The organism is Ideonella sp. FW305-24 (assembly GCF_058788035.1).
Genome location: NZ_JBYTAI010000001.1, coordinates 1220032 through 1246072 on the forward strand (window position 1 = coordinate 1220032; position 26041 = coordinate 1246072).

The window sequence follows — 26041 nt, forward strand, 5'->3', positions numbered from 1 at the left end:
TCAGTGGCAGGCGCAGGAGCCGCCGCAGGGGGTGGACGAAGACGAGGCGCTGGCCGACGTGCCGCCAGAGGATTCACCGCCGCCCGAAGAGCCGTCGCCCACGGCAGGCGCCGCCGGAGCTGCGCCACCGGCCGCAGGCGCGGGGGCGCTGGTACCACCGCCACGGAAGTCAGTGGCGTACCAGCCCGAGCCCTTGAGCTGGAAACCGGCCGCAGTGACCTGCTTCTGGAACTGCTCGGCGCCGCAGACCGGGCACACCGTCAGCTGGGCGTCGGACATCTTTTGCAGCACATCACGCGAATGGCCACAGGCTGCGCAGCGATAGGCGTAGATCGGCATGGCTAAATCTTTGATTCAGAAAGCGAAAACCCGTGATTATACGGAGCGTGGCCGCCATCCTAGAATTGAATGGACCGCGGCCGTGCAGTCTGCTCGCGTCGCCCCTGACCCCCGAATTCCCTGAACCCGACACCCGAGGAGAACGATGTGAAGCGCATGGTGTGGAACCGCTTGTGGCCGGCGGCGCTGGCTGTCCTCTGCAGCGGCCTGGCGGCCTTGCCGGCTGCGCAAGCCGCAGATGAACCCAAGGTCCTGAACATCTACAACTGGTCCGACTACATCGCACCGGACACGATTGCCAATTTCGAGAAGGAAACCGGCATCAAGGTCCGCTACGACAACTACGACAACAACGAGATCCTGCACGCCAAGCTGGTCACCGGCAAGACCGGCTACGACATCGTCGTGCCCAGCGCGCACTTCGCCAAGCAGCAGATCGAGGCCGGCCTGTTCCGCAAGCTGGACCGCAGCCTGCTGCCCAACTGGTCCAACCTGGACCCGGCGCTGCTCAAGCAGATGGAAAGCGTGGACCCGGGCAACCAGTACCTCGTCGACTGGCTGTGGGGCTTCGTGACCGTGGGCATCAACGTCGACAAGGTCAAGGCCGCGTTGGGCAGCACGCCGATGCCGGAGAATCCGTGGTCGCTGGTGTTCGACCCGCAGTACGCCAGCAAGCTCAAGAGCTGTGGCATCAACTTCCTGGACTCGGCCTCGGAAGTGCTGCCGGTGGCGATGCTGTACGTGGGCAAGCCTGGCTACAGCCGCACGGCCGACGACTACAAGGCCGCGGGCGACATGCTGATGAAGATCCGCCCCTATGTGACGCGCTTTTCGTCCTCGGGCTACATCGAGGAAATGTCCCAGGGCGCGCTGTGCGTGGTGATGGGCTACTCGGGCGACATCAACATTGCCAAGTCGCGCGCGATCGAGGCCAAGAACAAGGTCAACCTGCAGGCGCTGATCCCCCCCAAGGGCTCGACGCTGTTCTTCGACTCGATGGCCATCCCGGCCGACGCGCCGCACCCGAAGAACGCGCAAGCCTTCATCAACTACATCCTGCGCCCGGAAGTGCACGCTTCGCTGACCAACCAGGTCTTTTACGCGAACCCGAACAAGGCCTCGCTGAAGTTCGTCAAGAAGGACGTGGCCGACAACCCCAGCGTGTTCCTCAGCCCCACCGACATGGCCAAGATGACCGCGCCCGACAGCGTGCCGCAGGACATCCGGCGCGTGCAGACCCGGCTGTTCACGCGCTTCAAGGCTGGCAAGTAAGCCGCCTCCTTCAGCAATGAAAAACGCCACCCTTGGGGTGGCGTTTTTCATTGGCGCGGTCAGAGCCAATCGAGCGCTATATCCTGCCCATCAGCAACAGCACGATCAGGATGACGACGACCAGGCCCAGGCCGCCGCTGGGGTAGTAGCCCCAGCCTCGGCTGTGCGGCCAGGTCGGGAGTGCGCCGAGCAGCAGCAGGATCAGGACAACGAGGAGGATGGTGCCGAGCATCTGGGCATCCCTTGAGATGAGTGGTGATGCATGCATTGCACATCGCCCCACCGCTCTTGGGGGTAGGCCGTCAGCGGGTCCTCATGTCAGGCAAGGCTGACGCGCGGCACTCAAGAAGGCGAAGCGCCGCTCAATAGAAGCCGTAGTGCAGCAGCCAGCGGGCCAGCACCACGCCGCCCAGGAAACCCGCGCCACTCCACAGCAGCATGGACAGCAGCCGGTTGGTGCGGCGCTGCTCGCGCAGCAATGCGGCCAGCAGCGGTGCGTCCTGCTGCTGCGGCGCAGCCAGGCGGTGGTGCAGCAGGCGAGGCAGTTCGGGCAGCAGCTTGGCGTACAGCGGTGCCTCGTCCTTCAGCCGGCGCCAGATCGCGCGCCAGCCGACCTGCTCGTTCATCCAGCGTTCGAGAAAGGGCTTGGCGGTGGACCACAGGTCCAGGTCCGGGTCCAGTTCGCGGCCCAGGCCTTCGACATTCAGCAGCGTCTTCTGCAGCAGCACGAGCTGCGGCTGGATCTCGACATTGAAGCGGCGCGAGGTCTGGAACAGCCGCATCAGCACCTGGCCCAGCGAGATCTCCTTCAGCGGCCGGTCGAACTGCGGCTCGCAGGTCGCGCGGATGGCCTGCTCCAGTTGCTCGATGCGCGTACCCGGCGGCACCCAGCCGGACTCGACGTGCAGTTCGGCCACACGCTTGTAGTCGCGCCGGAAGAACGCGATGAAGTTCTGCGCCAGGTATTCCTTGTCGGTCTCGGTCAGCGTGCCGACGATGCCGAAGTCCAGCGCCACGTAGCGGCCGAAGGTGGCAGGCGCCAGGCTGACCTGGATGTTGCCGGGGTGCATGTCCGCATGGAAGAAGCCATCGCGAAAGACCTGGGTGAAGAAGATGGTCACGCCATCGCGCGCCAGCTTCTTGATGTCCACGCCGGCCTCGCGCAGCCGCGCGATCTGGCTGATGGGCACGCCATGCATGCGCTCCATCACGATCACGGTCGAGGTGCACCAGTCCCAGTGCATCTCGGGCACCATGATCAGCGGCAGATCGGCCATGTTGCGGCGCAGCTGCGCGGCATTTGCAGCCTCATTGACCAGGTCCAGTTCGTCATGCAGGTACATGTCGAACTCGGCCACCACCTCGCGCGGCCGCAGCCGCTTGCCGTCAGCCGACAAGCGCTCGACCCAGCGCGCCAGCGTGTGCAGCAGCGCCAGGTCGTCGTCGATCACCGCGCGCATGCCCGGGCGCAGCACCTTGACCGCGACCTCGCGGCCGTCGTGCAGCGTGGCGAAGTGCACCTGCGCGATGGACGCACTGGCCACCGGCTCGGCCTCGAAGTGACTGAAGATCGCCTCGATCGGCTTTCCCAGCGCCGCCTCGACAAAGGCCCGCGCCTGCGTGGCCGGGAACGGCGGCACGCGATCCTGCAGCAGCGAGAGTTCGCGCGTGATGTCCGGCGGCACCAGGTCCGGCCGGGTCGAGAGCACCTGGCCGAACTTGATGAAGATCGGGCCTAGCGATTCCAGCGCCAGCCTCAGGCGCTGGCCGCGCGGTTGGTCGAAATTGCGGCCCAGCGTGACAACCCACGACAGGCTGCGGATCCAGCGATGGCGAAAGCCGGACAGCACCAGTTCGTCCACGCCATGCCGCAGCAGCGTGACGACGATGAAAACCAGCCGTGCGAAATACCGCATCTGGACGTGCCCGCCGCTCAGGGCCGGCGCAGCACGCTGGCCACGCCGTTCGCCACCTGGCGGGCGGCACCCAGCACCTGCGTGCCGGCGCGCGACAGGCCTTCGGCCAGCGTAGCGCCAACCACTTTTTCAAGGTCGGCGGCAATGTCCCAACGCACGTTGGCAATCACCCAGTTCACGTCGGCCGCGAAGGCCACGTCGCCTTCGATCTGCAGCGGCGGCAGCTCGCCCTGCGCCAGCTTGGTGGCAGCGGCAAACGGCTGCGAAGCGTCGACCCGCAGGCGCAGATCGGGCACGGCCACTTCGGCACCCTCTTCCAGCGTTTCCAGCAAGCCGGCCGGGCTGACCCGCAGCGTCAGGGCTGGCGGTGGCGGCAAGGGGCCGCGCCAGTTCTCGACCTCGACCCGCAGCACGCGGCCGCCATGCGCCTTCAGGCGGGCCGGCGCCACCGGCGCAGCGCTCAGCACATGGTTGGCCAGCAGGACAAATCGGGCGGTGGCTGCGGGCAGCACCAGGTCGCTCAAGGCGGTCAGGGGATCAGGCATCGGCGGATTGTAGGTAAGCGCGCCTATCGACAGCGCGCCATGGGGTCGCGCGATCCGCCAGCGCGCCCCTTTTAAGCGGCGTATCCGCGAGGGTTGCCAGACGCCCAGCGCCAGCTGTGGGCACACATGTCATCCAGGCTGCGTGTGGCTTCCCAGCCCAACAGCGACTTGGCCAAGGTGGCGTCGGCGTAATAGCTCGGCAGGTCGCCGGGCCGACGGTCCACGATCTTGTACGGGATGGGCTTGCCGGCCGCGCGGCTGAAGGCGTTCACCAGGTCCAGCACGCTGTAGCCCACGCCGGTCCCCAGGTTGACCGTCACCGAGGTCTGCTTCTCCAGCAGGTAGCGCAGCGCCGCCACATGGCCTTCGGCCAAATCCATCACATGCAGGTAGTCGCGCACGCCGGTGCCATCCGGCGTGTCGTAGTCGCCGCCGAAGACCGACAGGAATTCGCGCCGGCCCACGGCCACCTGCTGCACGAACGGCATCAGGTTGTTCGGGATGCCTTGTGGGTCCTCGCCGATGCGGCCGCTCTCGTGCGCGCCCACCGGGTTGAAGTAGCGCAGCCAGCCAATGCGCCAGTCCGGCTCGGCGGCTTCCAGGTCACGCAGGATCTGCTCGCCCATCAGCTTGGTGCGGCCGTAGACGTTCATGGCCGCCAGCGGATGCGCTTCGGTGTACGGCAGGAACTGCGGCTCTCCGTAGACCGTGGCGCTGGAGCTGAAGACAAAGGTCTTCACGCCCGCGCGGCCCATGGCCTGCAGCGTGTTGACCAGCCCACCCAGGTTGTTCGCGTAGTACTTCAGCGGCTGCGCGGTCGATTCGCCCACAGCCTTGAAAGCGGCGAAGTGCATCACCGCCGCGATCTCGTGCGCGGCAAACACGGCGTCCAGCGCCGCGCGGTCGTTCACGTCCGCCTGCACAAACACCAGCTCGCGGCCCGACAGCTCGGTCAGCCGCTTCAGCACCTCGGGCGAACTGTTGGAAAAGTCGTCCAGCCCGACCACGTCATAACCTGCGGCAAGCAAGGCCAGCCAGGTGTGGGACGCGATGTAGCCGGTGGCACCGGTGAGCAGGATGGTGGACATGGACAGGCGTGAAGAGGATGAGGCCGGCACAGCCTACGCGGGCCGCGTGACAGGCCGTGCGGGCTACGCGCTGGCCAGGGCTAGCATTTGATGCCGACGTGCAGCGCGACCAGGCCACCGGTCATGTTGTGCACGTCCACATGCCCGAATCCGGCCGTCTTCATCATCGCCTTCAGCGTCGCCTGGTCCGGGTGCATGCGGATGGACTCGGCCAGGTAGCGGTAGCTTTCGGCGTCGCCGGCCACCCATTGGCCCAGCTTGGGCAGGATGTTGAAGGAGTACCAGTCATACGGCTTCTGCAACGGCTTGGCGACCTTGGAGAACTCCAGCACCAGCAGCCGGCCGCCCGGCTTGAGCACCCGGTTCATCTCGGCCAGCGCCTGGTCCTTGTGCGTCATGTTGCGCAGGCCGAAGGCCACGCTGACGAGATCGAATGTGCCCGGCTTGAACGGCAGCTTCTCGGCGTCGCACAAGGTGGTTGGCAGGGCCAGGCCTTCGTCCAGCAGCCGGTCGCGGCCAGTGCGCAGCATGGCTTCGTTGATGTCGGTGTGCAGCACCAGGCCGGTCGGGCCGACCTGGCGGGCAAACGCGCGGGCCAGGTCGCCGGTGCCGCCCGCAATGTCCAGCGCGCTGTCGCCCGGCTTCAGGTTGGCCACGGCAATCGTGTAGGCCTTCCAGGCGCGATGCATGCCCATGGACATCAGGTCGTTCATCACGTCGTACTTGGACGCGACCGAATCGAACACGCCCTTGACCTTGCCGGCCTTCTCGGCCTCGTCGACCTTGCGGAAGCCGAAGTGGGTTTCTGACATTTGCGGACTCTCGTTAGCTCGGTTCAATGCGACGCGCAGGCGCTGCCAGGCTTGGGCGGCATCGGCCTGTCGCGGTCCACGCCATTGGCCTTCAACTGCGCCTCGTAGCGGGCCCAGAAGGCAGTCTGCTGCGAACCCATCTCGTAAAGGTAGGCCCAGGTGAAGATGCCCGATTCATGGCCATCGTCGAACTGGGGCTGGATGCCGTAATGGCCGACCGGCGCCACGCCGCTGATGCCAACCTCGCGCTTGCCGGTCTGCACCGTCTCCTGGCCCGGGCCGTGGCCCTGCACCTCGGCTGACGGCGACATCACGCGCATCAGCTCGAACGGAATGTGGAAGACCTGGCCATCGTCGAAGCTGATTTCCAGCTGGCGCGAGGCCTGGTGCAATGTGAGGGCGGTGGGAGTAGGTGCAGGCACAGCCGGCAGTTTAGCCGCCAGCCAATGTCAGAACGTCACACCAGCGATCAGCAGCACGTTGGCATACGGCGTGCATTCGCCCGTGCGCACCATCACCCGCGCCTCCCGGCACAGCTGCTTGAAGTGCGCGTGCGTCACCGTTTCCGGCTTCATGGGCAAGACACACCAGGCTGGCAGGTCGCCGCCCGCGCGCTCCACGGCCTCGCTGGCGATCACCGCACGCTCGACCTGCATCTCGCTCAGCACCGCTTTCAACACGTCGGCCACGGCCGGGATGCCAGGCGTCAAGGCCAGGTCGATGCGGCGCGGGCCCGGCGGGATCGGCAGGCCGACATCGCCGATCACCAGCATGTCACCATGGCCCAGGCTGGCAATGGCGTGGGACAGCTCGGCATGCAGCAAGGCGGTGCGTTTCACAGCGGGCTCCAGGGCGAAGGCTGCGGCGAGGCGTCGACCTCGGCCGCGGTGGGAATGGAAGGCTGGGCACCCGCCCGGGTGACGCACAGCGCCGCGGCGCGGATGCCGCGCTGCACGGCGGCGTCCAGCGACTGGCCCTGGCCCAGCGCGACGGCCAGCGCACCCATGAAGGTGTCGCCCGCGGCGGTGGTGTCCACCGCCTGCACGGCCATGCCGGGGTGGTGCCGGCAGCCGGCGCTGTCCGCAGCCACGGCCCCGGCTGCGCCCAGCGTGACCACCACGCGCGCTGGCCCGCGACCGAGCAGCTTTTGCGCCGCCAGCGCGGCTTCGGCAAGCGTGCCCACCTCGCCGCCGCCCAGCGCCGCAGCTTCGGTCTCGTTGACCACCAGCGTGTCCACCAGCGACCAGATCGCCTCCGGCAAGGCCTGCACCGGCGACGGGTTCAGCAGCACGCGGCAGCCGGCGGCCTGCGCCAGCCGCGCCGCAGCCAACACTTCGGCCAGCGGCACTTCCAGCTGCGCGACCAGGCAGTCGGCCTGCGACAGGGCGGGCGACAGCGCCGGCGCGTCCAGCGCAAAGCGGCCGTTGGCGCCGGCGGCGACGACGATGCGGTTCTGCGCCGCGTCGTCGACCAGGATGGTAGCCACGCCGGTGGGCGCCTGTACATCGGTCTGCACACCGATCGCATCGATGCGGTCGGACTGCAGTGCGGCGCGCAAGGCCTGGCCATGGCCGTCGTTCCCCAGGCGGCCGAACAGCTGCACCTCGCCCCCCAGCCGCGCGCAGGCCACCGCCTGGTTGCCGCCCTTGCCACCGGGCAGGTGGTGCAGCGACTCGGCCATCACGGTTTCACCGGCCTCGGGTGCCCGCGCCACGCGCAGCACCAGGTCCATGTTCAAGCTACCGACCACCACGATGCGAGGTCGATTCGTCAAAGCGTCATTCATGCAGTCAAGGATTCCGAATTCTGAAAGGCCGCCGTCGAGCCGCGCAGCCGCAGCTCGGGCTGCAACAGCACCTTGCGCGGCTCGCGCCGCTTGCCGTGGATGCGCTCCAGCAGCATGTCCACCGCCAGCGCGCCGATGCGCTGCTTGGGCTGCGAGACGGTGGTCAGCGGCGGGCTGGTGAAGGCGGCGAGTTCGATGTCGTCGAAGCCGACGATGGACAGCGCCTCCGGCACGCGCAGGTGCCGCTCGTGCGCGGCGCACAGCGCGCCCATTGCCATCAGGTCGTTGCAGACGAACACCGCGCTCGGCGGCGCCGTCAGCGCCAGCAGCGCCTGCATGGCCTCGAAGCCGCCCTGGCTGGTGAACTGGCCGTGCGTGAGCAGTTCGGGCGCGGCCAGGCCGGCCTGCGCCAGCGCCTCGCGCCAGCCGGCAATGCGCTGCTCGCTGGACACCAGGCCCTCGGGCCCGCCAATGCAGGCAATGCGCCGGTGGCCCAGGTCCAGCAGGTGCTGCGTGGCCAGCAGCCCGCCCTGGCGGTGCGCCGTCTCGACCAGGTCGCACGGCTGTTCGGCGACCTCGATCTCACGGTCCACCAGCACCGTGGGAATGGACAGCCCGGCGAGCTGCTGGGCCAGCGACGCATCGCGGCCGGTGGAGACGACGATCAGCCCGTCGATGCGGCGTTCGGCCAGCACCTGCAGGTAGCTGCCCTGGCGGTTTGCCTCGTCCTTGGTGTTGCAGAGGATCAGGTTGTAGCCGGCACCAAAGCAGCGGTCTTCCACGCTGTGCACCACCTCGGCGAAATACGGGTTCGAGCTGTTCGGGATCAGCATGCCCAGCGTGCGCGTGTTGTTGCTCTTCAGGCTGCGCGCAATGGCGCTGGGCACGTAGCCCTGCTCGCGGATCGCTGCTTCCACGCGCTCGCGGCTCTCGGGGCTGACATGCCGCGTGCCGTTGACGACGTGCGACACCGTGGTCACCGAGACCTGGGCCTGGCGGGCGACGTCCTTGATGGTCGCCATGGCCGTTCAGGCAGCACCGCGGCGCTGCCGCAGCGTGTCGACGATGACGGCGGCCACGATCACCGCGCCGGTGATGATGCGCTTGCTCGGTTCGCTGGCGCCGACCTGCGCCAGCCCTGCCTCCAGCACCGCGATGATCAGCACGCCAAAGGCGGTGGTGATGACCGAGCCGCGCCCGCCCATCAGGCTGGTGCCGCCGATCACCACCGCGGCAATGACCTGCAGCTCCACGCCTGTGCCGGCATTCGGGTCCGCCGCTTCCAGCCGGGCCGACTGCATCAGCCCCGCCAGACCCGCCAAAAGGCCGATCAGCGCGAACACCGCGATGCGGATGGGCCGCGGGTCCACGCCAGCCAGGCGCATCGCCTCTTCGTTGGTGCCGATGCCGACCATGCTGCGGCCGAACACCGTGCGCGACAGCACCAGCTGCGCGACGATGACGATCAGCACCGCCAGCACGAAGGCAGACGACACGCCGTCGAGCACGGGCGCGGCCAGCCAGGAAATCGCATCGCCCACGTACTGCGTGCGCGAGTCCGTCACCAGGTAGGCACTGCCGCGCACCGCCTCCAGCATGCCCAGCGAGACGATGAAGGACGGCAGCCGCCAGGCGACCGACACCGCGCCGGTGACCGCGCCGCACAGCAGCCCGGTGGCCAGCGCCAGCACCGCAGCGGCCGGCACGCTCCAGTGCCATTGCAGGATGGCGGCGGCCGAGGTGGCGGCCGACAAGGCCATCACAGAGCCCACCGACAGGTCGATGCCGGCAATGATCAGCACGAAGGTCATGCCCACCGCCATGACCGCCAGCGCCGGGATCTCGTTGGCAATGGTGACAAAGGTCTCGCGGCTCCAGAAGTATTCGGACAGCCAGGAGAACAGCGCCACCATGCCGACCAGCACCGCGGCCAGGCCGATGAAGGTGCCCAGCTGGGTGCGCCAGACAGGGGCGGCGGCGGCTTGGGAAGTCACAGAGGTGTTCATGAAGCAGGGGATTCTGTGGCCACGGCCTTGCCGGGCTCGGAAGACTTGGAGAAAGCGGCCGAGAGCAGCAAGGATTCGGTCCATTCGCCACGTTCGAACACGGCCACCAGGCGCCCGGCGCTCATCACGCCGATGCGGTCGGCCATGGCCATCAGTTCGCGCAGGTCGGACGAGACCATCAGCAGCCCGCGCCCGTCGCAGGCCATCTGGTCCAGCTCGGCGTAGAGGTCGGCACGGGCGCCCACGTCCACGCCACGCGTCGGTTCGTCCAGCAGCAGCACGCGGGTGCTGCGATGCAACCAGCGGGCGAACACCACCTTCTGCTGGTTGCCACCCGAGAGCTGGCCCACCGGCTGCTCGCTGCCGCGGCAGCGCACGCGCAGCCGCTCGATGAAGCCGCGCACCAGCGTGTGTTCGTGCGCACTGCGCAGCCAGCCGCCGCGCGAGACGGCAGCCAGGTCCGACAGCGTCGCGTTGATGCGGATCGACTGCGACAGCAGCAGGCCTTGCGACTTGCGGTCTTCGGCGACCAGGCCAATGCCGGCCGCAATCGCCTGCACCGGCGACGCAAAGCCGCGCGGAATGCGGCGCTGGACCTCGCCCGCATCGTCATTCAGCACCAGCGTGCCGCTGTCCGCGCGGTCGGCGCCAAACAGCAGCCGCAGCAGCTCGGTGCGGCCGGAGCCGACCAGCCCGGCAATGCCGAACACCTCGCCGGCGCGCACTTCCAGGCTCACGTCCTGCACCACCGTGCCGCGGCCCAGGCCTTCGGCGCGCAGCAGCACAGCGCCAGCCCTGCGGCGCGGCCGGTGCTCCAGTTCGCTGACCGAGCGGCCGACCATGCGCTGCACCAGGTCGGCCTCGCTGAGGCCGACCATGGCCCGCAAGTCCACCAACCGGCCGTCGCGCAGCACGGCGACACGGTCGGCAATGCGGCGCAGTTCCTCGAGCCGGTGAGAAACGTAGACGATGGCAACGCCACGCGCGGTGAGCCGCGCGATCTGCTCGAACAGCCGGCTGGTCTCGCGCGGCGTGAGCATTGCGGTCGGCTCGTCCAGCACCAGCACGCGGGTGTCGTCCTGCAGGTTGCGGGCGATCTCCACCATCTGCTGCTGGCCAATGCCCAGGCGCGAGACCGGCGTGGCCGGGTCGATGTCGTCCAGCCCGATCTTGGCCAGCTGCTGCCTGGCCGCCGCATGCAGCGCGCCTCGGCGCAGCCAGCCGGCGCGGCTGGGCATGCGGCCGAGAAACAGGTTTTCGGCCACGGTCAGCGTGCTGACCAGGCCCAGCTCCTGCATCACCATGCGCACACCCAGGCGCTCGGCCTCCTGCCGCGTGGCCGGCGCATAGGGCTGGCCGGCCAGGCGCAGGCTGCCCAGCGTGGGCCGCTCCAGCCCGCAGATCAGCTTGGACAAGGTGCTCTTGCCGGCACCGTTTTCGCCGGTCAGCGCCAGCACCTCGCCGGCATGCAGCGAGAGGCTCAAGGCGTGCAGCACCGGTGTGCCGCCGTAGGCCTTGCCGACGCCGTCGATCTCGAGCAGCGGGGCGATGGTGGATGGCGCTTGGGACATGGCAGGGAATGCTGGCTTACTTGCTGCCCTTGGTGACCAGCACCACTTCGGTCTTGGCCTCGGCGGGCAGCTGGGCCTGCGGCGTCTTGGCGGCCAGCGCCTTCAGCGCCAGCTCGATGCCGAACACCGCCTGCTTGGCGGCGTACTGGTCGGCCGTGGCCAGCATGCGGCCGTCGGCCAGCATCGGCTTGACCGCGGTGATGTTGTCGTAGCCGACCACCTGCACCTTGCCGGTCTTGCCCGCGGCCTTCACCGCGGCCACCACGCCCAGCGCCATGCTGTCGTTGCCGGCCAGCAGCGCCGTCAGGTCCGGGTGCTCGCGCAGCATGCCTGCGGCCACGGTGTTGCCCTTCTCGATCTCCCACTGGCCGGACTGCACGCCGACCACGGTGATGTTGGCGGCCTTCATCGCGTCCTGGAAGCCCAGCGTGCGCTGCTGGGCATTGAAGGTGGTGGACACGCCTTCGACGATGCCGACCTTGTCGCCCGCCTTCAGCGACTTGGCCAGGAAGTCGCCCACCAGCTTGGCGCCCATGCGGTTGTCCGGGCCCACGAAAGGCACGTTCAGGCTCTTTTCCTTCAGCGCATCGGTGTCCAGCCGGTTGTCGATGTTGACGACCAGGATGCCCTTGTCCACCGCGGCCTTGATGGCCGGCACCAGGGCCTTGGAATCGGCCGGCGCGATGACGATGGCGCTGACCTTCTGGGCCACGGCCTGCTCGACCATCTTGATCTGCGCGGCCGTGTCGGTCTCGTTCTTGATGCCGTTGGTCACCAGCGTGTACTCGCCGGCATGGGCCTTCTGGTGCGCCTTGGCGCCGTCTTCCATGGTGCGGAAGAACTCGTTGGCCAGCGACTTCATGACCAGCGCGACCTTGGGCTTGTCCTGCGCCATCGCGGGCGATGCGAGCAGGCCGGTGACGGCCAGGGCCGCGGCAATGTGGAGGGAGCGGCGAGTGAAGGACATGGTGTCTCCTTGGTCGATGTTCGGTGTGCCTGGCTGATCGCCCGTCCGCCCAGGGGTCTGGCGGTGCAGGATCGTCAGCGGACGCCATCGTACCGAAAGCAAACGTTTGCGCAAACGTTTGCTTGCCAGTGGAAACCCGCAATGCAAGGGCAATCACGCACCGCCCAGCAGCGGCGGTGAGAACCGGGTAGCCGGCCTTCAGCGATCCTGGCCATGGCAGAACCAGTCGACCTGGTCTGCCCCGATGCCGAGATCGGCCAGATCGCGCGCGCTCATCTGCCGCAGCAGCGCATGGGCCCGGGCGGCTTCTGCCCGCTGCCGGGCCCGGCGCCAGAGCGCGGCCACACGCCGCCGCAAGGCCTCGATCAAGGACGGTTGAGTGGCAATGCGGGAAGCCTGCGTGGACATGGTGAGCTCCGTTGAAAAGCCTTTGAAGGCCGGCTCACCATGCTCGCGGCGGGCTTAAGATTTGAAAAGTTGAAAGAACTGAGCAAACTATTCAGGAAATCTGATGCGAAGCCTGAACCTGGACCAGCTGCGCACGCTGGTCACCATTGCCGACCTCGGCACCTTCGCCGCTGCGGCGCAGGCGCTGCACCTGGCCGCGCCCACCGTGAGCCTGCATGTCAGCGAACTGGAGGCGAGGCTGGGCGCGCCGCTGCTGGAGCGCGGCGGCAAGCAGGTGCGCATGAGCGCGGCTGGTGCGGCCTTGATCGAGCGCGGCCGGCAGTTGCTGAAGGAGGCGGACGATGCGGTCGACCAGGTGCGGCGCTTTGCCGAAGGCCGCGAAGGCAAGGTGCGGCTGGGCACGTCCACCGGCGTGCTGGTGCATTTGCTGCCGCGCGTGCTGGCGGTGCTGAACGAGCGGCATCCAGGCATAGACGTGGAGGTCGCCATCCTCGGCTCGCTCGACACGATGGACAGGCTGGCGGCGCGCACGCTGGACATCGGCATCGTGGCGCTGCCGCAAGCCGAGCTGCCCGAGTTGCTGCTGCAGCCCTGGCGCAGCGACCCGATGATGGCTTTCCTGCCGCCGCGCTGGCCGGTGCCGGAAGTCGTCACACCCGCCTGGCTCGCCACGCAGCCGCTGGTCGCCAACGACAAGACGACGATGATGCACGGCTTGGTGGCCGGCTGGTTCGGCGCGGCCGGGTTGGCGCCGCGGGCCCGCATCGAGCTGAACTACACCGAGGCGATGAAGAGCCTGGTCAGCGCCGGTTATGGCGCGGCGGTGCTGCCGCTGGAACGCAGCGCCGACACGCCGTTGCCCGCGCCCGAGCTGATGCAGCTGCGCCCGCTGGACCCGCCGCTGACGCGCCACCTCGGCGTGGCCCACCGCGTGCCGGAGCGGCTGGATGCCGCCACACGGCAGGTGCTGGCGGTGCTGGCCGAGATGGGCCAGCGGGGCTGATCAGCGGCCGAGCAGCGGCGCGACTGCCGCGCGCACGCGCTCGTCCAGCGTCGCCAGCGGCACGGCCAGACGCGCCGCGGCATCCGCCACCTCGCGCTGCTTCACGCCCCAGATCGGCTGCGGAAACTGCGCGTCCCAGTCGAAGCGGGCGATCACATGCCAGTGCAGGTGCGGCACCATGTTGCCCAAAGCAGCCAGGTTGACCTTGGTCGGCGCCAGCGCCTCGATCAAGGCCTGTTCCACTGCAGCGACCACGTCCATGCAATGCAAGCGGTCGGCCGAATTGAGGCCACTGAATTCGGCGACGTGGCTGTGCCAGATCACCCGGTAGAAGGCCGGGAAATCCGGCGCATCCAGCACGCGGATGACGTGCAGCCTTGCGTCTTCGGCGATGCGCAGCGCAGTGCCGGCGGGCGCCGGCTCGCACAGCGCGCAGCCGGGGTGGCGGAACAGCGCCGGCGTCGCGGCGGTCACACCAGCACCCGCTCGATGCCACCGGCGTTGGCGCGTGCCACGTACTGGGGCATCCAGTCTTCACCGAGGATCTTGCGGGCCATCTCCACGACGATGTAGTCGGCTTCCAGCAGGCCGCTCTTCAGGTCGTCGCCGTAACGGCTCAAGCCTTGCAGGCAGCTCGGGCAGGAGGTCAGGATCTTCAGGTTCTGGTCCGCCGTCACGGTGCCGTCGGCCCGCAGCTGGGTCTCGACCTTGCGGATCTCTTCTTCCTTGCGGAAGCGCACCTGGGTCGAGATGTCCGGCCGGCTCACGCCCAGCGTGCCGCTCTCGCCGCAGCAGCGATCGCTCTTGACCGCCTGGTTGCCGACAAGCGCCTTGACCGTCTTCATCGGCTCCTGCAGCTTCATCGGGCTGTGGCAGGGGTCGTGGTAGAGGTAGCCGGCGCCAGTGGAGGTGTCCAGCCGGATGCCCTTTTCCAGCAGGAATTCGTGGATGTCGATGATGCGGCAGCCGGGGAAGATCTTGTCGAACTGGTAGCCCTGCAGCTGGTCATAGCAGGTGCCGCAGGAGACCACCACAGTCTTGATGTCCAGGTAGTTCAGCGTGTTGGCCACGCGGTGGAACAGCACCCGGTTGTCGGTGATGATCTTCTCGGCCTTGTCGAACTGGCCCGAGCCGCGCTGCGGGTAGCCGCAGCACAGGTAGCCCGGCGGCAGCACAGTCTGCACGCCGGCATGCCAGAGCATGGCCTGCGTGGCCAGGCCGACCTGGCTGAACAAGCGCTCCGAGCCACAGCCCGGGAAATAGAACACCGCCTCGGTTTCCTGCGTGGTCGTCACCGGGTTGCGGATGATGGGCACGTAGTCGGCGTTTTCGATGTCCAGCAGCGCGCGCGCCGTCTTCTTGGGCAGGTTGCCCGGCATCTTCTTGTTGATGAAGTGGATCACCTGCTCCTTGATCGGAGCTGTGCCCACCGATGCCGGCGGCGCGTTGGTCTGCTTGCGGGCAGCCAGCTTCAGCACGTCATGTGCCAGGCGCTGGGCCTTCATGCCCACGCCCACCATCGCGCTGCGGGCCAGCTTGATGGTCTGCGGGTTGGTCGCATTGAGCATGAACATGGCCGCGGCGTTGCCGGGCCGGAAGGTCTTCTGGCCCATCTTGCGCAGCAGGTTGCGCATGTTCATCGACACGTCGCCGAAGTCGATGTTGACCGGGCAAGGCGTCAGGCACTTGTGGCAGACGGTGCAGTGGTCGGCCACGTCCTCGAACTCTTCCCAGTGCTTGATGGACACGCCGCGGCGCGTCTGCTCCTCGTACAGGAAGGCCTCGACCAGCAGCGAGGTCGCGAGGATCTTGTTGCGCGGGCTGTACAGCAGGTTGGCGCGCGGCACGTGCGTGGCACAGACCGGCTTGCACTTGCCGCAGCGCAGGCAGTCCTTGACCGAGTTGGCGATCTCGCCAATGTCGCTCTGCTGCATGATCAGCGACTCGTGGCCCATCAGCCCGAAGCTGGGCGTGTAGGCATGCGACAGGTCGGCCGCGTGCACATCCGGGCCCAGGCGCGTCAGCGCATCGCCGCGCAGCAGCTTGCCCTTGTTGAAGCGGCCTTCCGGGTCCACGCGCTGCTTGTAAGCGGTGAAATTGGCCAGCTCGTCGTCGGTCAGGAACTCCAGCTTGGTGATGCCGATGCCATGTTCACCCGAGATCACACCATTGAGGCTGCGCGCCAGCACCATGATGCGGGCCACCGCCTCATGCGCGGTCTGCAGCATCTCGTAGTTGTCGGAGTTGACGGGGATGTTGGTGTGCACATTGCCGTCGCCGGCATGCATGTGCAGGGCCACCCAGGTGCGGCCGCGCAGCACTTCCTTGTGGATGCGCTTGCACTCGTCGAGGATGGCGCCAAAGGCCGCACCGCCGAAGGCGTCTTGCAATGGCTTGAAGATCTGCGTCTTCCACGAAGCGCGCAGCGAATGATCCTGCAGCTGGTCGAAAAACGAGCGGCCGCCTTCCTGCGGCGCGTCCAGGTTCTGCATCCAGTGCGCCCACTGCGCGCGCACTTCGCGGATCAGCGTCAGCGCCTGCTGCACGCGGTCTTCCAGCAACTCGGCGCTGGGGATCTCGCTGGCGTCGTCGGTCTTGCCCAGCGGCAGGTTGCCGGCGGCGAAGAAGTCTTCGAGCTTGTCGGCCAGCGCGATCTTGTTGCGCAGGCTGAGCTCGATGTTGATGCGCTCGATGCCCAGCGTGTATTCGCCCATGCGCTCCAGCGGAATCACCACGTCCTCGTTCACCTTGAACGCGTTGGTGTGCTTGGAGATGGCGGCCGTGCGCTTGCGGTCCAGCCAGAACTTCTTGCGTGCATCGGCGCTCACCGCGACGAAGCCTTCGCCCGAACGGCCGTTGGCCAGGCGGATCACCTCGCTGGTGGCACGCGCCACGGCGTCCGCGTCGTCGCCGACGATGTCGCCGACCAGCACCATCTTCGGCAGGCCGCCGCGCTTGCTCTTGGTGGCGTAGCCCACCGCCTTCAGGTAGCGGTCGTCCAGGTGCTCCAGGCCCGCCAGGATGGCCCCACCCGGGCGCGCCATCTCGCCGAACATGAAGTCCTTGATCTCGACGATGGACGGCACGCATTGGATCGGGTTGCCGAAGAACTCCAGGCAGACGGTGCGCACATGCGCCGGCATGCGGTGCACGATCCAGCGCGCGCTGGTGATCAGGCCGTCGCAGCCTTCCTTCTGGATGCCGGGCAGGCCGGCCAGGAACTTGTCGGTGACGTCCTTGCCCAGGCCTTCCTTGCGGAAGATGCGGCCGGGAATTTCCAGCAGCTCGGTGCGGATCGGCGTCTTGCCGTCGGCCTCGAAATAACGCAGCTCGAAGCGCGCGACCGGCACGTCGTGGATCTTGCCGAGGTTGTGGTCCAGGCGGATCACTTCCAGCCACTTGGCGTCCGGCGTGACCATGCGCCAGGAGGCCAGGTTGTCCAGCGCAGTGCCCCACAGCACGGCCTTCTTGCCGCCGGCGTTCATCGCCACGTTGCCGCCCACGCAGGAGGCCTCGGCCGAGGTCGGGTCGACCGCGAACACATAGCCCGCGCGCTCGGCCGCATCGGCCACGCGCTGCGTGACCACGCCGGCCCCGGTCCAGACGGTGGCCACCGGCTGCGCCAGCCCGGGCAGCGGCACCAGCTCGACCTCGGTCATCTGTTCGAGCTTCTCGGTGTTGATCACCGCGCTCTTCCAGGTCAGCGGCACGGCACCGCCGGTGTAGCCTGTGCCACCGCCGCGCGGGATGATGGTCAGGCCCAGTTCGACGCAGCTGGCCACCAGCCCGGCCATTTCGGCCTCGGTGTCAGGCGTCAGCACCACGAACGGATATTCGACGCGCCAGTCGGTCGCGTCGGTCACATGGGACACGCGCGACAGGCCATCGAACTTGATGTTGTCCTTGGCGGTGTGGCGGCCCAACAGCTTGCGGCTGCGGATGCGCAAGGCGCCGACATGGTCGAAGCGCTGCGCGAACCGGTCCACCGCCTCGCGCGCCTGCGCCAGCAGTTCGCCGACAAAGGCATCGCGCGTCGCGTCCGCGTCCGGCGTGCGGCGCTTTTCGACCTCGGTCAGCCGGTGGTGCAGGGCCGCGATCAGCAGGCCCCGCCGCTTGGCGTTGTCCAGCAGGTCGTCTTCCAGGTAGGGGTTGCGCTGCACCACCCAGATGTCGCCCAGCACCTCGTACAGCATGCGGGCGGAGCGGCCGGTGCGGCGCTCTTCGCGCAGCCTGTTGAGCACCTCCCAGGCGCGGGCGCCCAGCAGGCGCAAGACGATTTCCCGGTCGGACAGCGAGGTGTAGTTGTACGGGATCTCGCGCAGGCGGGGGGCGGCCGCATCGGGATGATGCGCGGCAGGCACGGTAGGAACTGAGGAAAGGGGGAGCGGCGCGTTCATGGCGGGCAGGCATCGCGAAGCGACCGGCGGGCCGCCCCGCGCCTGGCTGGGGCACGTGGAACCGGATTATTGCAGTCCAACAGAAGCCGCAGGGGCGACACGGGCGCGGCAAACCGCCCCAGCCTTCGTCGTTTGCGCATGGCTGCTTGCCTGGCCATGGCATGCTGGCGCCCCATGCCACACCCTGCAGACCCAGCCGCCCTGCCCCGTTTTCCCGCCTTCCCCCGCTGGATTGCCCACCGCGGTGCCGGCAAGCTGGCGCCCGAGAACACACTGGCCGCCTTCCGCGACGGCCTGGCGCACGGCTGGCGGGCCTTCGAATGCGACGTCAAGCTTTCCTCTGACGGAACCGCCTTCCTGCTGCACGACGACACGCTGGAACGCACCAGCAACGGCCGCGGCGTGGCCGGCGAACTGCCCTGGGCACAACTGCAGGCGCTGGACGCCGGCAGCTGGCACAGCGCGCCCTTCGCCGGTGAGCCGCTGCCCACGCTGGCCCAGGTCGCCACGCTGCTGCAGGCGCATGGCGCATGGCTGGACCTGGAGATCAAGCCCAGCCCCGGTACCGAGCTGGCCACCGGCCGCGCCGTGGCCGCCGAGGCCACCAAGCTGTGGGCCGCGCACCCGGGCCAGCTTCTGCTCAGCTCGTTCGAGGTGCCCGCGCTGGAAGGTGCGATGCAAACCGCTCCACACCTGCCGCGTGGCCTGCTGCTGGATGAACTCTGGGCCGGCTGGGCCGACACCGCCCGCGCGCTGGGCTGCTGCGCCGTCATCATCAACCACAAGCTGATGACGCCAGCCCTGGTCGCGCAGCTGCACGAAGCCGGCTGGGCGGCAATGGTCTACACGGTGAACGACGCGGCGCGTGCGTCCGAGCTTTTTGCTGTGGGGCTGGACAGCCTGGTGACGGATGCGGTCGACCGTTTGGGCCCGAAAGATCGTCAATCCGATTGACGAATCCCGACGCGCAATCCCCTGACTGAAGGCCGCAGGGCGCTTGCGGGCGCGGCGCAAGCTTGCGAGCATCAAGCTCATAACCAAATGCGCCAGGAGACAAACACAAGCCTGCGCATTGACTCACCGCCAATGCCACGCGCTTGTTCAGGCCGGCAGCAGCCCCCTTCGGCCGCCCTGCAACCGCCTTGCCTGCGCGGCCTTCCTTGAGACGCCCTCGGCGTCCGCACCCAAGCCCCAGGAAGGCAACATGTCCAAGACTCCAACGCTCCGCCTCGCATCTCCCCTGACAGCCGTGGCCGCGCTGTGCGCTGTGCTCACCGCGCCGCTGGCCCAGGCGGCCACCATCGAGGTCCTGCACGCATTCGTGCCAGGCACCTGCAACCAGCCCTTGGGCAACCCGCTGCGGCAACCAGACGGCACGCTGTATGGCACCTGCTACGGCGGCGGCGTGAATGGCTCCGGCATCGCCTACCGGCTCAACCCGGATGGCCAGTTCATCCTCCTGCACGAGTTCGACAATTCGTTTCAGTCGGAGGACGGCAAGCTGCCCATCAGCACCCTGGTGATGGCGCCGGATGGCAAGCTGTGGGGCGCCACCCACGAAGGCGGCGAACTGGGCGTCGGGACGGTCTACTCACTCACCACCGGCGGCACTTTCGCGCTGGCTTTCAGCTTCGACACGCCGACCACAGGCAGCGGCCCGGAGGGTAACCTGGCGATCGACAGCGCTGGCGTGCTCTATGGCAACAACTACGAAGGCGGCGGAGGCAAGAGCCACGGCACCGCGTACAGCTTCAGCACCAGCAGCGGCACGCAGACCACGCTGGCGCGCTACACCACCGCGCTGGGCCCGATCAGCCCCACCAACGGCCTGACCCTGGGCCCGGACGGCATGCTGTATGGTGCGGCTGCCGACCCGCACCGCGGCGGCAACGGCGAGCTTTTCCGCATGAACCGCGACGGCAGCGGCTTCGAGCAGCTGGCCCTGTTCAAGCGCACCACCTCGGGCGCACAGCCGCGCTATGGCGTCACGGTGCTGGCCGACGGCACGGTCTATGGCGTCAACACCACCGACGGCGCGGCCGGCAAAGGCGTGATCTACCGCTGGCGCAGCAGCGACGGGCTGACGGTGATGCACACCTTCACCGGCGGCACCGGCGATGCCGAACAAGCCAACAGCTCGCTGACACAGGGCGCCGACGGCGCGCTCTACGGCACCAGCCGCTTCGGCGGCACCAACCGCACCAGCAACGGCGGCACCGTCTACCGCATGGCGCTGGACGGCAGCTTCAGCCTGGTGCGCAGTTTCAACGCCACCGATGCGGTGGGCTTCGAGCCCACCGGCGGGTTGACGCTGGGGGCTGATGGCGCCTTGTACGGCGTCACCAACCACTCAGCCAGCGACGAATACGCCGGTGGCGCGATCTTCCGCATCGTCCCTTGAGAGACCCCATGTCTCACGCTTGCTTCAAATTCGGCGCGGCCATGCTCGCCGTGCTGTGCTCGGCCGCAGCGCCGGCCGCCACGCTCAGCGTGGCCCACAGCTTCGACGCAGGCCAGTGCAACCTGCCGCAAGGCTCGCTGCTGCGCACCGCTGACGGCAGCCTCTACGGCACCTGCTTCAGCGGCGGCGCCAACCGCGCCGGCATCCTCTACCGGTTGGCACCGGATGGGGCTTTCAGCCTGCTGCACGAGTTCGGCTACGTCAGCGCGACCGACGCCTCCGAGCCCGGCCCGGGCCCCATGCTGGCCAGTGATGGCCGGATCTGGGGCAGCGCCAGCGGCGGCGGCGGCGAAAACAGCAGCGGCGCGCTCTACAGCATCGGCACCGACGGCAGCGGCTTCCAGCTCAACGCCGTCTTCAGCGCCGATGCCACCGGCGTCTTTCCCAGCCCGCTGCTGCAGACCGCCGACGGCAGCTTCTACGGCATCACCAACCAGGGCGGCGGCCGGGGCGGCCGCGGCACGCTGTTCCGCTACGGCGCCGGCGCCGGCCTGGTCAAGGTCATCACCTTCCGCAGCCCGCGCGACGCTGTCTTCCCCACCGCCGGCCTCACGCTGGGCGCCGACGGCCTGCTCTACGGCACCGCCAACAGCGGCATCAGCTCGGACACCGCCGGCAACGAAGGCACGCTGTTTCGCATCCGGCAGGACGGCAGCGGCTACCAGCGCCTGCTGGGCTTCCAGCGCGCCACGCACGGTGCGTTCCCGACCGGCGAACTGCTGCTGGCGGCCGACGGCAACTTCTACGGCGTGACCACGCAGGGCGGGCCGCTGGGCGGCGGCACCGTCTACCGCTACACGCCGGCCGGCCAGTTCACGCTGCTGCATGCCTTCTCGGGCGCGGCGAGCGACGGCGCCTGGCCCAACGGTGGGCTGGCGCAAGGGGCAGACGGCGCGCTGTACGGCGTCACGCTGCACGGCGGCACAGGTGGCAGCGCCGACGTGGGCACGGTCTACCGCGTGGCGCTGGACGGCAGCTTCACCCAGCTGCACAGCTTCGACACCACCAGCCCGGCCGGCTACGCCCCTTACGACCGGCTTACCCCCGCGCCCGATGGCAGCCTCTACGGCACCACCTGGCACGGCCCGGCCGGCACCTCCGGCACGGTGTTCCGCATCGTGCCGTGACGAGCGAGGGCGCCGCCTTCAGACGGTGCCCTCCTCCACCGCCTCGGTGCCTGACACGTGCACCGCCCGCGGCAGCTCCCGCACGCCGCGGATGATGGGCAGCTGCCAGGCGACCAGCGCCAGCAGCGAGCAGCCGATGCCGGCAAAGCCCAGCGACCAGCGCAAACCCATGTGCTCGCCCAGCCAGCCGCCGATCATTGCGCCCGGTGCTGCGGGCAGCAGGATCAGCCAGCGCATGGTGCTGGTCATGCGGCCCAGCAGCGGCTCGGGCGTCACGGCCTGGCGCAGCGAGATGAAGTTGATGAAGATCAGGATCGCGCCGACGCCAAAGCAGCTCAGCATCAGCGCGAAACACGCCACGCCCCAGGGCCCGACCGGTGCCACCGCCAGCAGCAGCCAGCCGGCCGCGGTGCCGGCAAAACCGGTCACCAGGCAGGGCCCAGGCCCCAGCTTCTGGCTGATGCGCCCGCCCAGCAGGCTGGCGGTGACCGTGCCCACGCCCAGGCCCACGTAGCTCAGGCCCACCGCATGCTCGCTCATGCCCAGCGTGCGGGTGGCGAACAGGATCTGCACCACCGTCGCCGCCTGATGGCACATCTGCCACAGGCCCACGCAGCTGGCCAGCGTGATCAGCAAACGCTGGCGCCAGACGAACTGCAGGCCGGCGCGCAGGTCGGCCCAGAAGCGGCCAGGCGGCGTGCTGCCGCGCTGCTCCTCGACCTTCAGGCCCCGCAGGATCCACGACGAGCCGACCAGCAGCACGGCGTCCACCAGCAAGGCCACCGGCGCGCCCAGCACGCGGATCAAGGCCCCCGCCACGCCCGGTCCCGCGACTTCGGCGCCTGAGCTGGCCAGCGCGTTCTTGGCGTGCGCTTCGACCAGGCGCTCGCGCGGCACGACCTGGGTCAGCACGATCTGCGAGGCCGAGCCCGCCGTCGTGTGCACCAGGCCGATGAAAAACCCCACCATGTACATCCAGGGCATGCCCAGCCAGCCCAGCCACCAGGCGATGGGCACGGTGGCCACGGCGGCCGCCAGCGTCAGTTCACCCGCGATGTAGACCGGCAGCTTGCGCACCCGGTCCAGCCACACGCCCGAGGGCAGCGAAAACAGGATGAAGGGCAACAGCTCCATCGTCGTCAGCGTGCCCATCTGGGTCGGCGTGGCGTGCAGCAGCACCGCCGCCGTCAGCGGCAGGGCCAGCATCGTGACCTGGCCGCCCAGCGAGCTGATCAGGATCGAGGACCAGAGCCGGCGGTAGATCCGGTCTCGCAGCAAGTCGTCGGGCGCGAGTCGCAGGCGCTCGCGAAAGTTGTTCCACCAGGACCTCATGGGCCGCCTCACCTGTCTTTTTGTCGGCGGGCTGTCGCAGCCGGCCTCTGACCCCACGCAGCCGGGTCACGGCCTGGCGCAAGGGCGGTCGGCGATGCTAGCAGGCCGGCCGCGCGGCTCGTGCACCCGGCGCCTGCGGGCCTGAAGGGCCCGGCGTGGCGCCAACACCTCATCCCGACACGGCCCCCTAGGTTCCGTGAAATATGACACGGAACTTACGCTTAACATCCTTCCGCCTATGAATATGAGTTTCATCGCCACGGCCTGAACGGAACGCCGCGAAGTCCGGTCCGGGCCGTCCCTCATGACACTGGAAGTGACTCAAGAATGAACAAGATCCTGTCGTTGGTTGCGGTCTGCGTGCTGGCCCTGTCGGGCGCCGTCAGGGCCGCTGAATCCCCTGCTCTCACCGCCATCATTGCCCTGGAGCCCACGTCGAAGAAGGACGGCATGATGCTGTCGCGCACCGGCATGGCAACCAGCCTGGGCAAGCTGGTCGGCAGCCCCGTGACGGTCAGCGCCAGCGAAGACCTGGCCGACGTGATGCGCGCCACGCGCAGCGCCGGCTACGACGTCTTCGTCGCGCCGCCGCAGGTTGCGGCGTCGGCGCTGCAGCATGGCTACGAGCTGGTTGGCTCGACCGACCGGGCCGAGCAGTACCTGCTGGTCGGCCGCAACAGCCTGGCCTCTGCCAAGAACGCGCGCGGCGCCCGCATCTACCTGCCGCAGCAGGATTCGATCTACACCTACATGGCGCGCGGCATGCTGAATGCCAACGGCCTGTCGCTGAAGGACCTGTCCGACGTGCGCTACGAGCGCTATCCGCAGGCAGGGCTGACGGCGCTGGCCATCGGCGCGTCCGACCTGACGGTGGTGCGCCAGAGCGACTGGGACGAATGGGCCAATGGCAACCCCGGCATGGCCAAGGTGCTGGCCACCTCGACGCCGGTGCCCGGCGGCCTGTCGGTGGTGGTGAAGAAGGAGCTGCCGCCGGAGATGCGCACCAAGATGACGGCCTGGTTTGCGAACAGCGCGCCGGCCATGGGGCTGAAGCCGGTCACCGTGCATGACGACCTGAGGGAATACAAATCGGTGGCCGAGCTGGGCGTGTTCACGCCGCTGTCGCTGCCCGGCGCAACGCTGGTGCACGCCAATGAGGTACAGGAATTGGTGGCCCAGGGCGCCGTGCTGGTGGACGCCCGCAACGACAAGGAATACGGCGCCAAGCACATCCCCGGCGCGGTGCTGATTCCCTATGTCGAGAAAAGCCTGAAGGACATTGCCTTCGACGCCAAGCAGGACGACTTCTCCGGCCTGGCCAAGCTGGACCTGAGCAAGCCCACCATCTTCGCCTGCAACGGCCCGGAATGCTGGAAGTCGTACAAGGCCAGCCGCGCGGCGATCAGCAAGGGCATGAAAACGGTGTACTGGTTCCGCGGCGGCCTGCCCGAATGGGAAGCCAGCGGCATGACGGTCGCCCGGCAGTGAGCAGCGGTCCGCTTCAGACCGCCAGCCCGAGATAGGCCTCGGTGGCGGCAGCGTTCACACCTGCCGTGTCCCGAGACTGGCTGGCCCAGGCGCCGAAGGCCTCGTAGGCTCGCACGAAGCGGCGCAGTTCCTCGGTGGTCGCGCGGTCCTCGCTGCAGCGGCACGCCAGTGCCAGCGTCACCTGCGTTTCGATCAGCACCCGCTGGCGCCGCGCATAGCGCTGGCAACGCGCGCGGCAGCGCGGCGAAACAACAGCCAGCGCCATCAGCACAGGCACCATCGGCAAGGTGAGGTAGCCGGCCGTGGGTGCACCTTGCCGGCCCAGTGCCGGCCCCAGGTCGGCGAACACCGCGTCGCCCCAATGCAGCCGGTCAGCCAGCAAGTCGGCGCGCTGGTCGGCGAGCGCGCGGCGGTCGGCGTCGCGGGGCAAGGACTGGCCGTCGCACAGCAAGTCCTCGCGCAGGCCTTCATCGGCCAGCGTCAGGCAGTCGGCGCCGAGGAAACCGGCTTCTTCGCGCCGCTGCAGCACCACCACCTGCTGCAGCCGGTCCGGCCACAGCGGCTCCAGCGGCACCGCGCAGCATGCGCCGGGCTGGCGCTCGACGTGCACGCGGCACAGGCCGTCCGCCTGCAGCGCAGGGCAGGCGCCGCGCGAGGCGTAGTCCAGCCCTTGCGTGGCCAGGCGCCAGTGACTGAGCGCAGTGCCGGGCGCGGCCGGGTGCAGCAACGCCTGGTTGAGCACGGAGATCGCGGCGCGCACGCGCTGACGGACAATCGGCCCCCATGAAACTCAGCCAGATCCTGTTTTCCCAAGGCTTCGGCACCCGGCGCGTCTGCGCCGGCATGGTCGATGCGGGGTTGGTACACCTGGATGGGCGCGAGCTGGACGACCCGAACGAAGACCTGCCGACCGAAGGCCTGGTGCTGACGGTCGAAGGCAAGCGCTGGCCTTACCACGCCAAGGCCCTGGTGCTGCTGCACAAGCCTGCGGGCTACGAATGCTCGCGCAAGCCCAAGCACCACCCCAGCGTCATGACGCTGCTGCCGGCGCCGCTGCGCCAGCGCGAGGTCCAGCCCATTGGCCGGCTGGACGAAGACACCACCGGCCTGCTGCTGCTGACCGACGACGGCACGCTGATCCACCGCCTGACCTCGCCCAAGCACCATGTGCCCAAGGTCTACGAGGTGGGGTGCAAGCATCCCGTCGATGCCAGCCAGGTCGAACGCCTGCTGGCTGGCGTGGTGCTGGATGACGACCCTGCCCCCGTGCGCGCCGCCGCCTGCGAGGCCGTCAGCGAAACCCACCTGCGGCTCACGTTGACCGAAGGCAAGTACCACCAGGTCAAGCGCATGCTGGCTGCGGTGGGCAACCGGGTCGAGACGCTGCACCGCAGTTCGTTTGGCCCGCTGCACATCCCCGGGACCCTGGCGGCCGGCCAATGGTGCTGGATCGACGGCTGGTCGCTGACCGAACTGGGCCGGCCGCACCAGGACCTGCCGGCACAGGCCGGATAATCGTTTTC

Annotated in this window: 25 protein-coding genes; 7 read left to right on the forward strand and 18 right to left on the reverse strand. The window is 68.5% G+C overall.

Translation table 11 applies throughout. The features are described 5' to 3' along the window. Entirely contained in the window at positions 1-339 is a 339-nt protein-coding gene (locus tag AC3WR5_RS05445; RefSeq protein WP_492482465.1) for an FmdB family zinc ribbon protein, read from the reverse strand. Positions 340-495: 156 nt separating this feature from the next. Here AC3WR5_RS05445 and AC3WR5_RS05450 point away from each other — a divergent pair, with 156 nt between their 5' ends. After that, positions 496-1611: a polyamine ABC transporter substrate-binding protein gene (locus tag AC3WR5_RS05450; protein WP_141287240.1), complete on the forward strand. Its 1116-nt coding sequence runs from the start codon at positions 496-498 to the stop codon at positions 1609-1611. Positions 1612-1687: 76 nt separating this feature from the next. Here AC3WR5_RS05450 and AC3WR5_RS05455 read toward each other — a convergent pair whose 3' ends face one another. From AC3WR5_RS05455 to AC3WR5_RS05515, 13 genes are all read right to left on the reverse strand, one after another. Continuing rightward, positions 1688-1843 (reverse strand): DUF3309 family protein, encoded by a 156-nt coding sequence (locus tag AC3WR5_RS05455; protein ID WP_141287234.1) that lies wholly within the window; start codon positions 1841-1843, stop codon positions 1688-1690. A 130-nt stretch (positions 1844-1973) separates the two neighbouring features. Beyond that, on the reverse strand, positions 1974-3527 hold the full coding sequence (gene ubiB / locus AC3WR5_RS05460; RefSeq protein WP_492482467.1) for a ubiquinone biosynthesis regulatory protein kinase UbiB: 1554 nt from the start codon (positions 3525-3527) through the stop codon (positions 1974-1976). 17 nt (positions 3528-3544) lie between these two features. Further along, on the reverse strand, positions 3545-4072 hold the full coding sequence (locus AC3WR5_RS05465) for a hypothetical protein (protein ID WP_492482469.1): 528 nt from the start codon (positions 4070-4072) through the stop codon (positions 3545-3547). 71 nt (positions 4073-4143) lie between these two features. After that, complete coding sequence (gene galE / locus AC3WR5_RS05470) at positions 4144-5160, reverse strand: UDP-glucose 4-epimerase GalE (protein WP_492482471.1); 1017 nt, start codon at positions 5158-5160, stop codon at positions 4144-4146. Between the two features lie 80 nt (positions 5161-5240). Further along, a complete protein-coding gene (gene ubiE / locus AC3WR5_RS05475; protein WP_141287230.1) occupies positions 5241-5972 on the reverse strand; it encodes a bifunctional demethylmenaquinone methyltransferase/2-methoxy-6-polyprenyl-1,4-benzoquinol methylase UbiE in 732 nt (243 codons plus the stop codon). Between the two features lie 23 nt (positions 5973-5995). After that, positions 5996-6394 carry a gamma-butyrobetaine hydroxylase family protein gene (locus tag AC3WR5_RS05480; protein WP_492482473.1) on the reverse strand — a complete coding sequence of 133 codons (399 nt, stop codon included), beginning with the start codon at positions 6392-6394 and terminating at the stop codon, positions 5996-5998. A gap of 27 nt (positions 6395-6421) precedes the next feature. Continuing rightward, a complete protein-coding gene (gene rbsD / locus AC3WR5_RS05485) occupies positions 6422-6811 on the reverse strand; it encodes a D-ribose pyranase (RefSeq protein WP_492482475.1) in 390 nt (129 codons plus the stop codon). Beyond that, the gene (rbsK, locus tag AC3WR5_RS05490; protein WP_492482477.1) at positions 6808-7758 is read right to left on the reverse strand and encodes a ribokinase; all 951 of its coding nucleotides are present in this window, start codon (positions 7756-7758) and stop codon (positions 6808-6810) included. The genes rbsD and rbsK overlap by 4 nt, the downstream gene beginning before the upstream one ends. Further along, positions 7755-8780 (reverse strand): LacI family DNA-binding transcriptional regulator, encoded by a 1026-nt coding sequence (locus tag AC3WR5_RS05495; RefSeq protein ID WP_492482479.1) that lies wholly within the window; start codon positions 8778-8780, stop codon positions 7755-7757. The genes rbsK and AC3WR5_RS05495 overlap by 4 nt, the downstream gene beginning before the upstream one ends. A gap of 6 nt (positions 8781-8786) precedes the next feature. After that, positions 8787-9764: an ABC transporter permease gene (locus AC3WR5_RS05500; RefSeq protein WP_141291316.1), complete on the reverse strand. Its 978-nt coding sequence runs from the start codon at positions 9762-9764 to the stop codon at positions 8787-8789. After that, on the reverse strand, positions 9761-11335 hold the full coding sequence (locus AC3WR5_RS05505; RefSeq protein WP_492482481.1) for a sugar ABC transporter ATP-binding protein: 1575 nt from the start codon (positions 11333-11335) through the stop codon (positions 9761-9763). Before AC3WR5_RS05505 ends, AC3WR5_RS05500 begins: the two co-directional genes overlap by 4 nt. 16 nt (positions 11336-11351) lie before the next feature. Beyond that, on the reverse strand, positions 11352-12302 hold the full coding sequence (locus tag AC3WR5_RS05510; protein ID WP_141290895.1) for a sugar ABC transporter substrate-binding protein: 951 nt from the start codon (positions 12300-12302) through the stop codon (positions 11352-11354). 198 nt (positions 12303-12500) lie between these two features. Beyond that, on the reverse strand, positions 12501-12710 hold the full coding sequence (locus AC3WR5_RS05515) for a hypothetical protein (protein WP_492482483.1): 210 nt from the start codon (positions 12708-12710) through the stop codon (positions 12501-12503). 103 nt (positions 12711-12813) lie between these two features. On the opposite strand from AC3WR5_RS05515, the gene AC3WR5_RS05520 reads away from it, so the two are divergent. Further along, on the forward strand, positions 12814-13713 hold the full coding sequence (locus tag AC3WR5_RS05520) for a LysR family transcriptional regulator (protein WP_492482485.1): 900 nt from the start codon (positions 12814-12816) through the stop codon (positions 13711-13713). Here the strand turns inward: AC3WR5_RS05520 and AC3WR5_RS05525 are convergent, their stop codons facing one another. Together AC3WR5_RS05525 and AC3WR5_RS05530 are read right to left on the reverse strand one after the other, a co-directional pair. Then, a complete protein-coding gene (locus tag AC3WR5_RS05525; RefSeq protein ID WP_492482487.1) occupies positions 13714-14187 on the reverse strand; it encodes an HIT family protein in 474 nt (157 codons plus the stop codon). Continuing rightward, positions 14184-18110, reverse strand: coding sequence for a DUF3683 domain-containing protein (locus AC3WR5_RS05530; protein WP_492482489.1), 3927 nt, complete (start codon positions 18108-18110; stop codon positions 14184-14186). Before AC3WR5_RS05530 ends, AC3WR5_RS05525 begins: the two co-directional genes overlap by 4 nt. A 174-nt stretch (positions 18111-18284) precedes the next feature. On the opposite strand from AC3WR5_RS05530, the gene ugpQ reads away from it, so the two are divergent. The 3 genes from ugpQ to AC3WR5_RS05545 all read left to right on the forward strand — a co-directional run bounded on the left by ugpQ (position 18285) and on the right by AC3WR5_RS05545 (position 21698). Beyond that, positions 18285-19064, forward strand: a complete 780-nt coding sequence (gene ugpQ / locus AC3WR5_RS05535) for a glycerophosphodiester phosphodiesterase (protein WP_492482491.1) — start codon at positions 18285-18287, stop codon at positions 19062-19064. A gap of 250 nt (positions 19065-19314) precedes the next feature. Further along, positions 19315-20511 (forward strand): choice-of-anchor tandem repeat GloVer-containing protein, encoded by a 1197-nt coding sequence (locus AC3WR5_RS05540; protein WP_492482493.1) that lies wholly within the window; start codon positions 19315-19317, stop codon positions 20509-20511. Positions 20512-20519: 8 nt separating this feature from the next. Then, on the forward strand, positions 20520-21698 hold the full coding sequence (locus tag AC3WR5_RS05545) for a choice-of-anchor tandem repeat GloVer-containing protein (protein WP_492482495.1): 1179 nt from the start codon (positions 20520-20522) through the stop codon (positions 21696-21698). Positions 21699-21716: 18 nt separating this feature from the next. Here the strand turns inward: AC3WR5_RS05545 and AC3WR5_RS05550 are convergent, their stop codons facing one another. After that, complete coding sequence (locus AC3WR5_RS05550; protein ID WP_492482497.1) at positions 21717-23030, reverse strand: MFS transporter; 1314 nt, start codon at positions 23028-23030, stop codon at positions 21717-21719. 327 nt (positions 23031-23357) lie between these two features. Between AC3WR5_RS05550 and AC3WR5_RS05555 the strand changes: the two genes are divergently transcribed. After that, on the forward strand, positions 23358-24518 hold the full coding sequence (locus tag AC3WR5_RS05555) for a rhodanese-like domain-containing protein (protein WP_492482499.1): 1161 nt from the start codon (positions 23358-23360) through the stop codon (positions 24516-24518). A gap of 13 nt (positions 24519-24531) precedes the next feature. Here AC3WR5_RS05555 and AC3WR5_RS05560 read toward each other — a convergent pair whose 3' ends face one another. Beyond that, a complete protein-coding gene (locus AC3WR5_RS05560) occupies positions 24532-25278 on the reverse strand; it encodes a flagellin N-methylase (RefSeq protein ID WP_492482501.1) in 747 nt (248 codons plus the stop codon). Positions 25279-25301: 23 nt separating this feature from the next. On the opposite strand from AC3WR5_RS05560, the gene AC3WR5_RS05565 reads away from it, so the two are divergent. After that, positions 25302-26033, forward strand: a complete 732-nt coding sequence (locus tag AC3WR5_RS05565) for an RNA pseudouridine synthase (protein ID WP_492482503.1) — start codon at positions 25302-25304, stop codon at positions 26031-26033. Positions 26034-26041: the final 8 nt, after the last annotated feature.

Bases quoted from the DNA above. Each gene is read 5' to 3' on its own strand.
- AC3WR5_RS05445 (WP_492482465.1), bottom strand. From the start codon at position 339: ATGCCGATCTACGCCTATCGCTGCGCAGCCTGTGGCCATTCGCGTGAT.
- AC3WR5_RS05450 (WP_141287240.1), top strand. From the start codon at position 496: ATGGTGTGGAACCGCTTGTGGCCGGCGGCGCTGGCTGTCCTCTGCAGC.
- AC3WR5_RS05455 (WP_141287234.1), bottom strand. From the start codon at position 1,843: ATGCTCGGCACCATCCTCCTCGTTGTCCTGATCCTGCTGCTGCTCGGC.
- ubiB (WP_492482467.1), bottom strand. From the start codon at position 3,527: ATGCGGTATTTCGCACGGCTGGTTTTCATCGTCGTCACGCTGCTGCGG.
- AC3WR5_RS05465 (WP_492482469.1), bottom strand. From the start codon at position 4,072: ATGCCTGATCCCCTGACCGCCTTGAGCGACCTGGTGCTGCCCGCAGCC.
- galE (WP_492482471.1), bottom strand. From the start codon at position 5,160: ATGTCCACCATCCTGCTCACCGGTGCCACCGGCTACATCGCGTCCCAC.
- ubiE (WP_141287230.1), bottom strand. From the start codon at position 5,972: ATGTCAGAAACCCACTTCGGCTTCCGCAAGGTCGACGAGGCCGAGAAG.
- rbsK (WP_492482477.1), bottom strand. From the start codon at position 7,758: ATGAATGACGCTTTGACGAATCGACCTCGCATCGTGGTGGTCGGTAGC.
- AC3WR5_RS05495 (WP_492482479.1), bottom strand. From the start codon at position 8,780: ATGGCGACCATCAAGGACGTCGCCCGCCAGGCCCAGGTCTCGGTGACC.
- AC3WR5_RS05500 (WP_141291316.1), bottom strand. From the start codon at position 9,764: ATGAACACCTCTGTGACTTCCCAAGCCGCCGCCGCCCCTGTCTGGCGC.
- AC3WR5_RS05505 (WP_492482481.1), bottom strand. From the start codon at position 11,335: ATGTCCCAAGCGCCATCCACCATCGCCCCGCTGCTCGAGATCGACGGC.
- AC3WR5_RS05510 (WP_141290895.1), bottom strand. From the start codon at position 12,302: ATGTCCTTCACTCGCCGCTCCCTCCACATTGCCGCGGCCCTGGCCGTC.
- AC3WR5_RS05515 (WP_492482483.1), bottom strand. From the start codon at position 12,710: ATGTCCACGCAGGCTTCCCGCATTGCCACTCAACCGTCCTTGATCGAG.
- AC3WR5_RS05520 (WP_492482485.1), top strand. From the start codon at position 12,814: ATGCGAAGCCTGAACCTGGACCAGCTGCGCACGCTGGTCACCATTGCC.
- AC3WR5_RS05530 (WP_492482489.1), bottom strand. From the start codon at position 18,110: ATGAACGCGCCGCTCCCCCTTTCCTCAGTTCCTACCGTGCCTGCCGCG.
- ugpQ (WP_492482491.1), top strand. From the start codon at position 18,285: ATGCCACACCCTGCAGACCCAGCCGCCCTGCCCCGTTTTCCCGCCTTC.
- AC3WR5_RS05540 (WP_492482493.1), top strand. From the start codon at position 19,315: ATGTCCAAGACTCCAACGCTCCGCCTCGCATCTCCCCTGACAGCCGTG.
- AC3WR5_RS05545 (WP_492482495.1), top strand. From the start codon at position 20,520: ATGTCTCACGCTTGCTTCAAATTCGGCGCGGCCATGCTCGCCGTGCTG.
- AC3WR5_RS05550 (WP_492482497.1), bottom strand. From the start codon at position 23,030: ATGAGGTCCTGGTGGAACAACTTTCGCGAGCGCCTGCGACTCGCGCCC.
- AC3WR5_RS05555 (WP_492482499.1), top strand. From the start codon at position 23,358: ATGAACAAGATCCTGTCGTTGGTTGCGGTCTGCGTGCTGGCCCTGTCG.
- AC3WR5_RS05565 (WP_492482503.1), top strand. From the start codon at position 25,302: ATGAAACTCAGCCAGATCCTGTTTTCCCAAGGCTTCGGCACCCGGCGC.